Annotated in this window: 11 protein-coding genes, 1 tRNA gene and 1 pseudogene; 2 read left to right on the top strand and 11 right to left on the bottom strand. The window is 43.4% G+C overall.

Annotation, left to right across the window (positions count from 1 at the left end; translation table 11 throughout):
* Positions 1 to 145 precede the first annotated feature (145 nt).
* A complete protein-coding gene (locus AC04Q6_RS02750) occupies positions 146 to 1786 on the top strand; it encodes an ABC-F family ATP-binding cassette domain-containing protein (RefSeq protein WP_021650411.1) in 1641 nt (546 codons plus the stop codon).
* Positions 1787 to 1930: 144 nt separating this feature from the next.
* On the opposite strand, the gene ybaK is transcribed toward AC04Q6_RS02750, so the two are convergent.
* From ybaK to AC04Q6_RS02710, 8 genes and pseudogenes are all read right to left on the bottom strand, one after another.
* Positions 1931 to 2410, bottom strand: a complete 480-nt coding sequence (gene ybaK / locus AC04Q6_RS02745) for a Cys-tRNA(Pro) deacylase (protein ID WP_021978157.1) — start codon at positions 2408 to 2410, stop codon at positions 1931 to 1933.
* 24 nt (positions 2411 to 2434) lie between these two features.
* Positions 2435 to 3673: a TM7S3/TM198-like domain-containing protein gene (locus AC04Q6_RS02740; protein WP_178087458.1), complete on the bottom strand. Its 1239-nt coding sequence runs from the start codon at positions 3671 to 3673 to the stop codon at positions 2435 to 2437.
* Positions 3674 to 3796: 123 nt separating this feature from the next.
* The gene (locus AC04Q6_RS02735; protein ID WP_242996971.1) at positions 3797 to 5005 is read right to left on the bottom strand and encodes a transglutaminase domain-containing protein; all 1209 of its coding nucleotides are present in this window, start codon (positions 5003 to 5005) and stop codon (positions 3797 to 3799) included.
* An 83-nt stretch (positions 5006 to 5088) separates the two neighbouring features.
* A complete protein-coding gene (locus tag AC04Q6_RS02730; protein WP_118070127.1) occupies positions 5089 to 6990 on the bottom strand; it encodes an NlpC/P60 family protein in 1902 nt (633 codons plus the stop codon).
* Positions 6991 to 7248: 258 nt separating this feature from the next.
* Positions 7249 to 7845: a zinc dependent phospholipase C family protein gene (locus AC04Q6_RS02725; protein WP_118064427.1), complete on the bottom strand. Its 597-nt coding sequence runs from the start codon at positions 7843 to 7845 to the stop codon at positions 7249 to 7251.
* Positions 7846 to 8048: 203 nt separating this feature from the next.
* Positions 8049 to 8981 (bottom strand): homoserine O-acetyltransferase MetA, encoded by a 933-nt coding sequence (gene metA, locus AC04Q6_RS02720; RefSeq protein ID WP_021978174.1) that lies wholly within the window; start codon positions 8979 to 8981, stop codon positions 8049 to 8051.
* A 120-nt stretch (positions 8982 to 9101) separates the two neighbouring features.
* Positions 9102 to 10974, bottom strand: a pseudogene (gene ligA, locus AC04Q6_RS02715) (NAD-dependent DNA ligase LigA).
* Complete coding sequence (locus AC04Q6_RS02710) at positions 10883 to 11800, bottom strand: pseudouridine synthase (RefSeq protein WP_476389509.1); 918 nt, start codon at positions 11798 to 11800, stop codon at positions 10883 to 10885. Before AC04Q6_RS02710 ends, ligA begins: the two are co-directional and overlap by 92 nt.
* Positions 11801 to 11908: 108 nt before the next feature.
* On the opposite strand from AC04Q6_RS02710, the gene AC04Q6_RS02705 reads away from it, so the two are divergent.
* The gene (locus AC04Q6_RS02705) at positions 11909 to 12445 is read left to right on the top strand and encodes an N-acetylmuramoyl-L-alanine amidase family protein (protein WP_021978176.1); all 537 of its coding nucleotides are present in this window, start codon (positions 11909 to 11911) and stop codon (positions 12443 to 12445) included.
* A 59-nt stretch (positions 12446 to 12504) separates the two neighbouring features.
* On the opposite strand, the gene AC04Q6_RS02700 is transcribed toward AC04Q6_RS02705, so the two are convergent.
* From AC04Q6_RS02700 to AC04Q6_RS02690, 3 genes are all read right to left on the bottom strand, one after another.
* On the bottom strand, positions 12505 to 13425 hold the full coding sequence (locus AC04Q6_RS02700; protein WP_021978177.1) for an SH3 domain-containing protein: 921 nt from the start codon (positions 13423 to 13425) through the stop codon (positions 12505 to 12507).
* Between the two features lie 57 nt (positions 13426 to 13482).
* Positions 13483 to 13554 (bottom strand) — tRNA-Arg (locus tag AC04Q6_RS02695).
* A gap of 177 nt (positions 13555 to 13731) precedes the next feature.
* Positions 13732 to 14505, bottom strand: a complete 774-nt coding sequence (locus AC04Q6_RS02690) for a hypothetical protein (RefSeq protein ID WP_244832545.1) — start codon at positions 14503 to 14505, stop codon at positions 13732 to 13734.
* Positions 14506 to 14513 lie beyond the last annotated feature (8 nt).

Genomic DNA, 14513 nt, shown 5'->3' with positions numbered 1-14513 from the left:
TTGTAAACCCGCTGTTTTCCCTCTATTTATGTAAAAAAGAAAAATACAGCTTGCAAATTTTTCAGTTTACGGTACAATAGGAAACGATTGTAATGTTATACTATGTAATTGAAACGATTTTTATTAATGAAAAAAGAGGTATGATATGATTTCAGCAAACAACATCACACTGCGTGTTGGAAAAAAAGCACTTTTTGAAGACGTTAACATCAAATTTACAGAAGGCAACTGCTATGGATTGATCGGCGCCAACGGCGCAGGAAAATCTACATTCCTCAAGATCCTCTCAGGCCAGCTCGAACCAACGAAAGGTGATATCGTAATCACACCTGGACAGAGACTTTCTTTCCTGCAGCAGGATCATTTCAAATATGATGCCTACCCTGTTCTGGATACCGTTATCATGGGTAACGAAAGGCTTTATCAGATCATGAAAGAAAAAGAAGCCATCTACGCAAAAGAGGATTTCACAGACGAAGATGGTATCCGTGCCAGCGAACTTGAGGGTGAATTTGCAGAGATGAACGGATGGGAAGCAGAATCCGACGCCGCCACTCTTCTCAACGGTCTCGGTGTCGACACAGAGTTCCACTACACACAGATGGCAGATCTTACCGGTAGTATGAAAGTCAAGGTCCTGCTTGCACAGGCTCTTTTCGGAAATCCGGATATCCTTCTTCTGGATGAGCCTACCAACCATCTGGATCTTCCTGCTATTGAATGGCTGGAAGAATTCCTGATCAACTTTGACAATACCGTCATCGTAGTATCCCATGACCGTTATTTTCTGAATAAAGTCTGCACACATACTGCTGATATTGACTATGGAAAGATTCAGCTCTATGCCGGAAACTATGATTTCTGGTTTGAGTCCAGCCAGCTTCTGATCAAACAGATGAAAGAAGCCAATAAGAAAAAAGAGGAAAAGATCAAAGAACTTCAGGAATTCATCTCCCGTTTCAGCGCCAATGCTTCCAAATCCAAGCAGGCAACTTCCAGAAAACGTGCTCTGGAAAAAATCCAGCTGGATGACATGCGTCCTTCCAGCCGTAAATATCCATATATCGACTTCCGTCCAAACCGTGAGATCGGAAATGAAGTTCTTATGGTTGAAAATCTTTCCAAGACAATTGATGGTGTCAAAGTTCTGGATAACATTTCCTTCACACTGGGTCGCGAGGATAAAGTTGCTTTCGTAGGTGCCAACGAGCAGGCGATCACAACTTTCTTTAAGATCCTCACAGGTGAGATGGAGCCGGATGAAGGTAATTATAAATGGGGTGTCACTACTTCCCAGGCATATTTTCCGAAGGACAACACTCAGGAATTTGATAATGACCTCACGATTACAGACTGGCTGACACAGTATTCCGAGATTAAGGACGCAACTTATGTCCGTGGATTCCTTGGTCGTATGCTTTTCCCGGGTGAAGACGGTGTAAAACGTGTCCGTGTTCTTTCCGGTGGTGAAAAAGTTCGCTGCCTTCTTTCCAAGATGATGATCTCCGGAGCCAATATTCTGATCCTGGATGAGCCTACCAACCATCTGGATATGGAATCCATTACTGCACTTAACAACGGACTGATCAAATTTCCGGGTGTAATCCTTTTCACATCTCATGATCATCAGTTTGTACAGACAACCGCAAACCGTATTATGGAAATTCTTCCTAACGGCAAACTGGTTGATAAAATCACAACTTATGATGAATATCTTGCCAGCGATGAAATGGCCAAGAAGCGTCACGTCTTCCAGGTTAATGAAGAAGACGCTCAGGATAACTAAATCTTTCATAACCAATTTTGATGTATGCACTTCCCCTGCCTGCTTATGCAAAAGCAGATGCAGGGGATTTTTATCCGTAAAAAAACTCCTGCCGCAAGTTTTCCTGCGGCAGAAGCTTTTTTAGTATTTCTTTTTAGCAATCCTTTACTCCATTGTGATCGGAGCAAGTTTCCCCTGAGTCACATCCAGAAGGTCTTTAAGCGGAACTTTCAGAGTGAGTCCGACTCTTCCGCCGCTCACATAAATTTCCTCAAAATTCTCCGCTGACTGATCAAACACAACTGGATAATTCTTTTTCATTCCAAGCGGACTGCACCCGCCTCGAATATAACCTGTGATCTTCGTAAGATCTTTTACGTGGATCATGTCTACTGTCTTTTCTCCAACAGATTTCGCTGCCGCTTTACGATCTACTTCTTTCTCAATCGGTACCACAAATACATAATAGCCGCCGCTCTTTCCTTCCATGACCAGTGTTTTAAAAGACTGGTCATGAGGCGCACCGGTAAGATCCGCGCAATGGATCCCATCTATAAATTCTCCACAGTCATATGTGATCGCCTCATATTTTACTTTTTTCCGGTCAAGCATTCTCATCGCATTGGTCTTTGCTTCTTTTCCCATTTCTGTCACTCCTCAGGTTTTCTCTTACTTATCTTCCCATTCGTCATAATCTTCCGGATCCAGATCTGCCATATTTTCTATGTCCATCTGCCGTCTTCTTTGCTGCTGTTTTTCAAATTCAGCATATGTATTTGGATTTTGTGCCTCTTCCCTGTCCGGAATATCATATGGATCATAGTCTTCATTCATATCGATTTCTTCATAACCGGACTCTCTGTTATACCTTCGGCTCCTGGCACTATAAGAATTGCGACCTCTTCCAGGATCAGGTGAATAACTTTTTGAAGAGGTACCTGCCCTCCTGCGTTCTGAAGACGTAGTTCTGTCAGAAGCAGATCTCCTTCCACTGTAGGAACTGTTTCTGGAATTTCCACCTCTTCGGCTGTCAGAAGAACTGTTTGGATTTTCTCTTCTGCCTCCTGCCTTTCTGCCGGCAGGGGTTCTGCTGTCTTCGCCTCTGTTCCTTCTTCGCTCATCCGCAGAATCTCTACGTTCTGAACGATCCCCGTATCTTCCATCCCGACCGGAAGTTTTTCGGGAATGCCTTACCTCTGTGTCTGAATTACCCGTCCGGTCATCCCGATATCCACCTGCGGACTTTCTTCCACGATCATCCGGTGCATATCCGAAATCGTGGTTTCTGTTTTCCGATATGTTCTTTCTTTTTCTGCTCCTCTCCTCTTCGTAGGGTTCGTCCTCGTCTTCGCTCTCCTCCTCTTCATCTCTGTCCTTATTAATGGCAAACTGGATCAGCATACCAAGAAGTGCAATTCCCACAGCCATACCAATTCCATAAGGAAACTGTGCAAGGCCTCCCATCTGAGCGATGGATAAACCAGCTAGAACTCCGCCAAGAACACTGGTTCCAATAATGATCACACCTTTTGCATAACGCATGGCAAGTGCACCAAGTCCTACACCGATCAGAATGCAGAGAAAAAAGGAAAAAGAACTGGTTGGATGGATCAGGTAAATACTCAAAGATATTCCGATACCAAATCCCAGTACAAAAATACCTGCTCTGTAGACCAGGAATGAAACTATCGCCAGTACAATGCCAAATCCGGCCATGGCCCCTGCAATTATCATTTTATCCTGCACACCTGATATATATGTTGCGGCAAAACCGGCACCTGCACCAATGAGGAAGCCAAAGATCATCATCCAGAAACGTAAGATACGGTACCCGAGAATACAGTTCAAAAGTCCAAACACACAGAGCACTCCATATACGATCATCATAAGCTGTCCAATCTGTTCCATACCTCCTGTCCTCTGTATAATGTCAAACACCCTCGATAACATATCCATATTCATTCGCTTACTCCTCTCTTCCTGAATTCATTATTCTGCCTGAAAATCTGCCGATCACTTCATGATCTTTATTCAGAAAATCAGATATATGGTATAAAAATTATCCAGCACGCCGTAATGGTATTCCACCTGCCCAAGGCCATTCTGCTTCATATAATACTGAGCTACATTCTGCACTTCCCCATTATCCAGAAGTTCATTGCAGACTGCAGCAAATGCCTCCTGATTGCTGAATTTAAATCGAACTACCGCAGCGCCATTATCCAAACGCATTTTGCAGTAATCATAAATAGTCTCCCAGTCATATCCGTCAAAACATCCCTGATTCAGAACATAGAAGTTCATGTCTTTTGCAGTACAGTCCGGAACAGTAAGTTCCTCCGATCTTATATATTTTTTTTCGTATTCTTCTGGAAAAGGGCAAAGATAATCATAAATAATCGTCTTATGTTCTTCCAGCTGTGCAGCATTCCCATTAAGAAAATCCGGCTGGTCGCCATTAGTAGCATCTACATAATAATACTCTCCATCCAGTTTTACAATATTCCATGCATGCCCTTCTGTACTTCCCTGCGTGCTTCCATCTACATAAATGCACGGAACGCCTATTCTTTCCAGAAGATATTGAACTGCACCTGCATATCCCGCACAAACTGCCTCTTTTTTCCAGAAGACACCTGCAATACTCTGATCGTCATCACTTGCCTGATATTGGGTATTATCAATCACATAAGTATAAACAATGCGGACTTTTTCATAATCACTGGCATCTGCCGGAATCAGACTGCTTACTTCCTGAAATCCAGCCTCCATGGCATTCTGAATCTCACTGATCTCACTTTCTGTATAAATATATCCCGGGGTAAAAGTGCAGTAATCACTGTCTGAATAAGTTGTTTTATAAATTTTTTCGTGGTTATGCACCCAGAATATCTCCGGATGATCCTTCAGAACCGCATGATAGCATCTGTCAATACTGTCATCCTGGGAAAGGGTCAGATAAAAGTCCTTTTCCCGTGCGCGAATGCCCTTCAGGAGTTCTCTGTAAACTCTCTGTTCTTCTTCATTTAACTGTTTAAAATAATATTCCTGATGTCCTTCCTCACTCTGTGCCACTTCCATCTGACGTAATTCTTCTACCTCTTCCGGTTCTCCCGACAAAACGCTCTTCGCAATAGAACGGATCTGATCCAATGTTCCGGCCCGAACGTAAAAAGGCTGCAACATAACAGATAATACGGTCAAAATTACCACCAGCCGGCAAAAAAATCCCTTTTTCATTTTTTATCCTCTTAATATCCTAATACCGATTGTCAGAAAGGGCAGCCTCCCGCAGGAGACTGCCCTTATTTATCTGCTGTCTCTTAATTCTCCAATTCCAATGCTTCTGCGTCATCAAAAGTCTCTACCGCATCATCGATAGATTCCGGATCCAGAGTCAGATCTTCAATCTCATCTTCATCCTCATCTTCCTGCAGAGAATTGTTTTTAAAGTCCTCAAGAAGATTATCAGAAAGAGTATCATTGGATGAAAGTGCGTCTTTCAGTGCTGTTGACTTCACAACATCTGTAAGAATATTATTCGTGCCATCTTCTGTCGTAGTGTTTTCTGCATTTTCACTGCCAGACTCAGTTACTGCTGTATCAGAATAGAACGCCGGCTGTCTGATATAACGGAAGCTTGCGCTGTATGCCTCACCTACTGTTACTCCATTTTTACTGGAAGAACAATGTACCGCGATCCAGTCTCCGGAATCCGTTTTGCCACACAAAATTCCAACATGGTTGTCACTGCCCGCTTCAGGTCCTCTCTGAAATACAAGATCTCCCGGCTGTGCATCTGCCTCGCTGACAACATTCGCTTTCTCCCACTGATCGGAAGTTCCGTCACCAACTGCCGCCTGCATTCCCTGATCCTGATAACCGTTGATCACTGCCCAGGTAACAAAACCACTACAGTCAAGACCATACGCCCGCAAAGTTCCTGAACTCTTGCTTCCATCTGCTGAGACTTTCTCAACGGTTCCCCAGCTCGGATCCTCTCCAAGGACAGTAGACTTACCACCCCAGAAATATCCAACTTTACCTACCAGAGAATAAGCAGCCGCAATAACATCTACACGGTCCTCGGACACGTTATCGCCAACGCTCTCGCGGACAAAACCTTTCGATGCAGTAACAACCGCACAAAGAAGTTTACAGTCTGTCTCTACATATTTCTTAAGAACGGTTCTATCCTGCTTCGCAATGTTGTTCTTCTTAATATAATAGTTGATTTTACGGTTTCCATAAGATACCTTGGTGATATCCTGTTTATCTCTGACGATCGGATTCATTTCCTCAAAGATCTTGGACAAATCTGCTTTACAGGATGAGTCCATTGTAAAAGATGTCTTACCGCTTTTACTTTGCTGATAAATATAAACAGCCAGGATATCTTGCCAGTTACATACCAGAAGTGTATCATCGGTCAGTTTATTTTTTTCTTTATATTCTTTCTCGATTTCATCCATAACAGATGCAAAATCATCAGAAAATGTCAGATTATAATTATTCTTAAGGCTGTCCAGATAAAAATCTTTACCTGCGTGAAGGTTGGAGACCATGTTTGTCACATAAACCGGATCTCCGATCTGAGTAGCCGTAGCATTATTTCCATCTGTAATATCTGTAGTTCCATTATTGGAATTATTCTTATTATCCTTATCCTGTAATATCGCTGCAAGCTTCTGCTCTGCATCAGTCAGTACAGAATAATTCGTAACCTTAGCTTTTTCTGCATCAGTCAGTGCATCATAAGCAGCTCGTGCAGCTTCAATCTCATCTTTTGTATCAGCTGTGATCATCTTTCCTGCCAGTGCATTGATCATATCTATAACTGTCTGTACCCTGGTATCATCCTGCGGTGCCTCTGTTGGCTGTGGTGTCGCTGTCGGTTCCGGTGTCGCTGTTGGCTCCGGTGTTGCTGTTGGTTCCGGCGTTGACGTCGGCTGTGGTGTTGCTGTTGGCTCCGGCGTTGCTGTTGGCTGCGGATCTGGTGTTTCCGTTGGCTGTGGTGTTTCCGTCGGTTCCGGATCTGGTGTTTCTGTTGGTTCCGGATCCGTAGGAATTTCCGGTTCTGTCACTTCCTCACTGCCCTCAGAACTCCCCTCATCAGCCGCAACAGTTTCTGCCATGTCAGCAGCTCTGACCCCGGCTGGGCCTGCCAGTACCATAGCTGATATCATCGTGATGCATAAAAACTTATTAAGGTACTTGTTTTTCATATTTATTAAGATGCTCCCTTCTTTCCTTGAACATCCCTTTACTTCCCCTATAATAAAGGTCTGCCTTAAACCATTTTAGATAACCTAAAGTTTAACTCCACTTATTTTAGCATAGGAATTTTATGAAATCAACCGTTCTGCCGGGATATCCTTGTCAATTTATTTATTTTTCACTTTTTATTCACATTTTTATAAGAACATTTTCGTACTGCAAAAAAGCTGCAACGCTTTCGCGCAGCAGCTTTTTGTCGTATACTGTCAGATTGCCGTTACCGGCCGGCCTTCCATATGGAACTGTCTTCTGAGACAGAGCTGAAAAATCCCCTGTATTACCTGATAACACACTCGAAGAATAAAGCGGATATCATCTGCAATACAACGAGGGCTCTCCAGATAGCACGCATGCCTCTCGCGGATATATCCCACAAGTTCCTCAAAACTGTCAAAATGCTTCGCCTCTTCCAGCTGGCTGTCCGCATTTCCACTTAAGATACACTCCTTCAGACAATTCTTCAGTTCCGCTTCATAGGAATTATGTTCTGCAAGACTTCCTTTATATGTTCTGTTATGAGGAAAAGTAAAGTAATCTGCCATATAATGCATGACCTCTCCGAATCTGCGCCAGTAAACTCTGGCATTATCTTCTTCCGGATTTCGCTCAATCAATTCCCGCATCTTTTCCTGAAGCTGACTGAATGTTCCAAAAAACTCATGTCTGGTAGTAAGAAACGACGGTCTCAGATCCGGCATAATATTGCCCAGGCAAAACGCTTTTCTGTGTTGCTGGAGGCTATACACCTCGGACATCTGGTCTGCCAGGTATCTGCCTAACAGTATATGTGATTTTTTACGCAATTTTTCCCTCTTCCTTCTTTCATGATTCAGAATATGGCCGAATCCATCAGTAAAGTAGTCCTGCCGGCCATCGACTGAAATCTGTAAACAATACGTTTGTCAGGACCAACTTTACTATAGCACCATTTTTCTAAATAAGCAAATAAAGTTTGCGTAAAGTTTCTGTTTTTTCACTCAGCTCAACCATGCGGGTTTCAGCCCTCTTACAGTTCCTTAAAATCCGGTGTGCCATACAGGTCGTATGGGGTGCTCTGGTATACATAATAATTCAGCCAGTTTGTATACAGATTGTTGGCATGTGCTCTCCAGGTAAGCAATGGCTTGTTATTTGGATCATCGTCCTGGTAATAATTTTTGGGAATGTCGATCGGGAGTCCCTTGGCAAGATCACGTTTGTATTCTCCATCCAGAGTTACACGATCATATTCCGGATGTCCCATGACAAAAATCTTACGTCCACCTTCTGCCATTGCCAGAAACAACCCCGCCTCATCGCTCTCTGCCAGTACCGTTAGATCTTTGCATGCATGGATATCAGCAATAGGAACTTCCGTATGTCTGGAATGAGGTGCAAGAAACACATCATCAAAGCCACGCACCAGCGGAATCTTTCGATTTAATACTTTATGCCAGAAAAGGCCAAACATTTTTTTATCCAGAGGTTTTTTCTCAAGACCATAAAAATAATACAGGCTCGCCTGGGCCGCCCAGCAGAGAAAAATGGTAGAAGTTACATGCTTCTCTGTCCAGCCCATGATTTCCGTCAGTTCCTTCCAGTAGTCTACTTCTTCAAACGGCATCTGTTCAACTGGTGCTCCGGTAATGATCATTCCATCAAATTTACGTTTCTTTATGTCTGTAAATGTTTCATAAAATTTATTAAGATGACTGAGGGAAGTATTCTTCGCCTCATGGCTCTCCACAGCCATAAAAGTCACATCAACCTGCAGTGGTGTGTTGGAAAGAGAACGCAGAAGCTGCAGTTCTGTCTCCTCTTTCAGAGGCATCAGATTCAGGATCAGAATCTGGATTGGACGGATATCCTGATGCATGGCACGTTTTTCATCCATCACAAATATATTTTCTCTCTCAAGGATCTCCTTTACTGGCAGATCCCCCTGTGTTTTGATCGGCATTGTTAGCCCTCCTTTATATATGTAAAGCGGTCTTTCTTATTTTTTATATAGAAACCGCTCTGCTGTTTTTACCGTAATGTAGATATCTTTAATCCGCATTTCCCGCAGTTTTTATCATAATCACTGCTTTCCCACAAGATTCAGAAAATCTTCTTCTGAAAGGATCGGGATTCCCAGTTCCCTGGCTTTTTTGTTCTTGGATGAACTGGACTGAATATCATTGTTGATCAGATAATTTGTCTTCTTGGTCACAGACCCCGTCACTTTGCCACCCAGAGACTCGATGAGTTCTTTGGCTTCACTTCGATTTCCGAAATGTACCAGGCTTCCCGTGATCACAAAATTCATTCCCGCAAAAATCTGTTCCTGCTTCGGTCCTTCATCCTGAATATGCAAAAAGCTCATAAGATGATCCAGACGACGGTTATTCTCTTCATCCTGGAAATAGGAAACCAGATTTCCGGCGATCACAGGTCCGATCGTATCAATTTCACTGATCTCTTCCAGGCTGGCATGACGGATCTTTTCAAGATCATTATTAAAATAGCGGCAGATCACTTTTGCATTGGCAAGTCCAATATTTGCGATTCCAAGGCTGTAGATCACTCTCGGAAGCGTTGTTTCTTTCGCCCGTTCAAGGCTTTCTATAAGATTATCATAGGATTTCTGTCCAAATCCTTCCATCTCTACAATTTCATCCCGGTATCGGCTGATCTCAAAAATATCACCAAAATCGTGAATAAAACCACGGGCGATAAATTTCTCCAGTGTCGCTTCTGAAAGTCCGTCGATATTCATTGCATCTCTGCTGGTAAAAAGGCCAAAAGACTTGATTTTTTTGGCTGGGCACCCCGGATTAACGCAAAAAAGACATTCCACATCATTTTCTTTCTTCACAACAGTTTCCTGTCCACACGCCGGACAGATATGCGGAACCGGTGCATTACTACTTCCTGTCAGATTCTCCGCGATCTGTGGAATGATCATATTCGCCTTGTATACACGGATCGTATCCCCGATTCCAAGTTTCAGCTCTTTCATAATGCTGATATTATGCACACTGGCCCTGCTTACCGTCGTGCCTTCCAGTTCTACCGGTTCAAAAACAGCTACCGGATTGATCAGGCCTGTTCTGGACGGGCTCCACTCAATTTCCAGAAGTTTCGTATCACGCATCTCATCTGCCCATTTAAATGCCATGGCATTTCTGGGAAATTTAGCTGTAGTTCCAAGAGATTCTCCATAGGCAATATTGTCATACAGAGCCACCAGTCCATCTGATGGAAAATCATTCTTCGTAACTGCTTCCGCAAAATAATCCATAACTTCATCCAGAGTATCTGCTGTAACTTTACGGTACTCTACCACATCAAATCCCTGGGCATTCAGCCACTGAAACTGCACTTCTCTGGAATTCTGGAAATCCACACCCTCTGCACTCACCAGAGAGAATGCATAAAACCGTACATTCCTCTTTGCCGTAATCTCATTATTCAGCTGACGCACGGAACCACTGCAGAGATTTCTGGGATTTTTGTATTTGGCATCTGCATCACCGATCGTTTCATTGATCTTCTCAAAATCGGAATACGTAATGATCGCTTCTCCGCGAAGTACCAATCTTCCTCTGAACGAAATCTTAAGCGGAATATTTTTGAAAACTCTTGCATTGTTGGTAATGACCTCTCCCACAATACCATTTCCTCTGGTAACTGCCTTTACCAGCTCTCCGTTTTCGTAGGTGAGCACTATCGTAAGTCCATCCAGTTTCCACGAAAGAAGCGTTGGATGTTCTCCGACAAACTCCCGCAGTGCTTCCCGATCCTTTGTTTTATCCAGAGAAAGCATTCGGTCTCTCATGTTCTTCCTTGGGAAGCTGATCTACCGCTTCATAGCCGACATTAACGGTCGGACTGTCTGCCAGAACGATTCCTGTCTCTTCTTCCAGTGCGCTCAGTTCGTCGTACAGAGCATCGTACTCCACGTTTGGCATGATCTCCCTGTCTTCCTGATAGTACGCCCTGGACGCTTCCCGGAGCTTTTTTCCCAGCTCTTTCATTCTTTTTATGGATGTTTCGTTCATGGCCTTCCTCCGTCTTTCTTTCTGTTTTTGCGGAGGAAAGCATTTCCTCCAGCTGTTTTCTCTCTTCCGGCCTGATCTCACGGTATTTCCCCGCTTCCAGCCCGTCAATATGCAGGTTCATGATCCGAACTCTTTTTAATGTTGTGACTTTATATCCAAAATATTCACACATACGTCGGATCTGACGGTTCAGTCCCTGCGTAAGAATAATCCTGAAGCTGTTCTTTCCGGTTTTTATGACTTTACAGGGACGTGTAACTGTGCCCAGGATCGGCACTCCACTGCTCATTCCCTGTATAAACGCTTCTGTTACCGGTTTATTCACTGTTACACAATATTCTTTCTCGTGATAATTTCCCGCTTTCATGATACGGTTCACGAGATCTCCCTGATTGGTCAGAAGAAGCAAGCCTTCTGACTCTTTATCCAGACGTCCTACAGGATAGATCCTCACCGGATAGTTCAGATATTCTGTCACTGTCATTTCATTGCGCTGCTGTTTGGTACTGCAGACGATCCCTCTTGGTTTATGAAAAAGAAGCAGAATCTTTTTTTCCTGTTTCTTTATTGGTTTCCCGTCAATGCAGATCTCCTCATCCGGAAAAATCTTTTCTCCTGTGGAAACGACTGTTCCACGAACAGTTACCCGTCCAGCCTCCGTCAGTCTGTCTGCCTCTCTTCTTGAACAGACACCTGCATCACTTAAATATTTATTAATTCTGATTTTTTCGTCCATTATTCTATTATATATTTTTTCCCTGGTATTCGCAACCGGTTATTTTCCTTGTATTTTTCTGACAGGTATTGTATGATAAACAAAAATGTAACAGTCAGGAGGAAAATCATGTCAGACCGTACACCTCATCTGAACCGACTGCTGATCTTTATTATTATTATTTTGTGTCTGATCTGTGGACTTCTTTTTACCCAGTCATCTGCTGGACCGTTCGGAAACAGCCATACTTCTGTAATCGCAGAAAATACAGGCGATATTGCTGTTCTTTCTTCCGACAAAGACCAGAACATTAAGCTGAATATATCTGGTACCGACATCTCTGTTTCACCTTCTGCCACTCCATCTCCAACCCCTGTCAAAGAACAGGATGCAGAAAATGTTTCTCCTGAAGCGGAAAGTGGAACCTGGACAGCAGATGGAACAAACTGGAAATTTATGGTAAATGGAAAGGCCTATACAGGCTGGCTTACAGATACCGATGGCCACAGATATTATTTCAACAAAAAAGGGATCATGCAGACCGGCTGGCTTGAGACAGGCAAAAAGCGCTATTATCTGGACGAAGACGGAATCATGCAGACCGGCACCATTACGATAGACGGTCAAAAGTACACATTCGCTTCAGATGGTTCTCTGAAAAAATAAGATCAGCATGGCAAAAAAAATGCAGGCTCTTCAAAAGAACCTGCATTTTTATTACATTTCTACTCCAACAGACTGCTGTGTACATATCCGGTCTGTCCATCATAATCGACCTGTATCCAGTCACCTTCCTGCCCCTTCTTTTCAACTTCCGTTCCTGCAGAAAAGCCACCGATAACTTCACCCTCTGGATCTGCGGAAGCACGAACATTACAATCTTCTGTGACTGTAAGCATTGTTCCTGCATCTGCAGAAGCACTGGCATCATCACCCAGGCCCTGAAGAAATTCTGCCAGAGAGGAATCTCCTGCCTGTGCTGCTTCATAATCAGCCTTCACTTTCGCAATAAGATCCTGAACATCTTTCTCTGACTCCAGTTTCTTCACATATGCACTGATATCTGCGTCTTCATCAGCTCCACCCTTGATCTTCAGATTTCCGTCACTGTCAGTTTCCACATAAAACTGGCTCAGTGCCGGAACCGGAGTCTCAATTCCTGTACAGATATAGTTAAAAACCACATAGACGACATACGAACCGTCCGTTAGTCCCTTCTTTGCGTAAACATCCTGTACTTCATACCCGTCAATATAATCCCTTGAATTAATCTGTGACTCATCGGCCGGTGTAAATCCGTCCTCAATTGTCTTAAGTGTTGCAATGTCTTTTTCCCCAAAAGCTTTATAATAGCTTTGAATCAGCTCGGTTACTTCCGTGCTGGCTTTTTCCATGGTTGTCTCCGCATTCGTATCTGTCGCGGGACTGGCGTCTTTCTTCTCGTCTGTCTCCCCATCATTTGCCGGAGAAGAAGGATCATTTTCCTGGTTACTTTGGGCTGTTTTCTGATCTTCATTGGAATTCCCCTTCTTACCTCCAACACAGGCGCGGACGCCAAAGATCAGAACAAGCACGATCACCAGAATTGCTCCGCCTAACATAAAATAGCGAAGGTTATCTGATAACCATTCTCTGAAATCATCCAAGTTCTTGTCCTCCTTATCATAACAACACGCCGGAACAATTCCCACTGTTCCGGGTAGCACACCTGAAGGGAATCGAACCCCCGCACATGGTACCGGAAACCACTGCTCTATCCACTGAGCTACAGGTGCATAATGAAAAACATAACTTCTAAATCAGGTATGAAATTATCAAAGTTGGCTTACACTGTCTTTGATTGTAGCACATAAACATAAAATTGTAAAGATTTTTTTAAACAGTGTACATTCATCACACATTTCATATTATTTCCGGTACAGATTCTGAAGTAAACTGTACCAGAAACATATTCATTTATATTTATCACACGAAAATATATAATACGGACTTACCGTATCCAGAACCTGGTAGCCGCCGGCCACCATATCCAGAACAAAATTTTCATCCGGAGGTACCATCACCACATATGTACAGTGAACGGCATCTGCCAGGCTGGAAGTCTTTTTTCCATCGGGGACTTCCGAAGTGATCTGTTTATACAGAACTCTTGCCTTCTTACCTACAGCACCATCCCCTCTGCGTCCGTAGGCCATTTTCAGGGAAGGATCATACACCCGGATATAGGATGCCGTATATTCATCTGCGGCGATCCGCACTTTCTTTCCTTCTCTGTCCTCATTGATCCGGTTACAGATCATTGCGATCTGATCCGGTACCTGCTGGCGGTTATAAACTCTTTCGAAATTTCCTGCTTTTATCATTCCGGTCCCAGAAGCAGCAATAACTCCTGTCAAAACCAGCACCAGGATCACCTGCACGATCCGGTTGCGACTTCTTCGGACAAGCTCTGTAAAACCGCCTGCGATCAGCGGAACCGTAGGTAAAAGCCACAAAACACGCCAGTACACGATTTTTCCTATACATTTCATAATCACCCGTCCGGAAAACGGACAGAAAAACAATACCAGAAGAAAAACGGAATATAAAACCAGACTGAGACTGTTTTTTTTCTTTTTCCCAAAAATCAGTGCACATGCTCCGCCAAGAGCCAGAAGATACGGTATCCAGCCATTTCCCCAGTACATCCTCCACACATTAACTGTCCATGCAATTATTTCTTTCATTATTTTCT

The organism is Blautia sp. HA9023 (assembly GCF_056504095.1).
This window is presented reverse-complemented; position numbering and strand designations above follow the sequence as displayed.

What these genes read in the sequence shown, in the direction of transcription:
- AC04Q6_RS02750 (WP_021650411.1), top strand. Translation starts at nt 146, where the DNA reads ATGATTTCAGCAAACAACATCACACTGCGTGTTGGAAAAAAAGCACTT.
- ybaK (WP_021978157.1), bottom strand. Translation starts at nt 2,410, where the DNA reads ATGGGAAAAGAAGCAAAGACCAATGCGATGAGAATGCTTGACCGGAAA.
- AC04Q6_RS02740 (WP_178087458.1), bottom strand. Translation starts at nt 3,673, where the DNA reads ATGGAACAGATTGGACAGCTTATGATGATCGTATATGGAGTGCTCTGT.
- AC04Q6_RS02735 (WP_242996971.1), bottom strand. Translation starts at nt 5,005, where the DNA reads ATGAAAAAGGGATTTTTTTGCCGGCTGGTGGTAATTTTGACCGTATTA.
- AC04Q6_RS02730 (WP_118070127.1), bottom strand. Translation starts at nt 6,990, where the DNA reads ATGAAAAACAAGTACCTTAATAAGTTTTTATGCATCACGATGATATCA.
- metA (WP_021978174.1), bottom strand. Translation starts at nt 8,981, where the DNA reads ATGCCGATCAAAACACAGGGGGATCTGCCAGTAAAGGAGATCCTTGAG.
- AC04Q6_RS02710 (WP_476389509.1), bottom strand. Translation starts at nt 11,800, where the DNA reads ATGGACGAAAAAATCAGAATTAATAAATATTTAAGTGATGCAGGTGTC.
- AC04Q6_RS02705 (WP_021978176.1), top strand. Translation starts at nt 11,909, where the DNA reads ATGTCAGACCGTACACCTCATCTGAACCGACTGCTGATCTTTATTATT.
- AC04Q6_RS02690 (WP_244832545.1), bottom strand. Translation starts at nt 14,505, where the DNA reads ATGAAAGAAATAATTGCATGGACAGTTAATGTGTGGAGGATGTACTGG.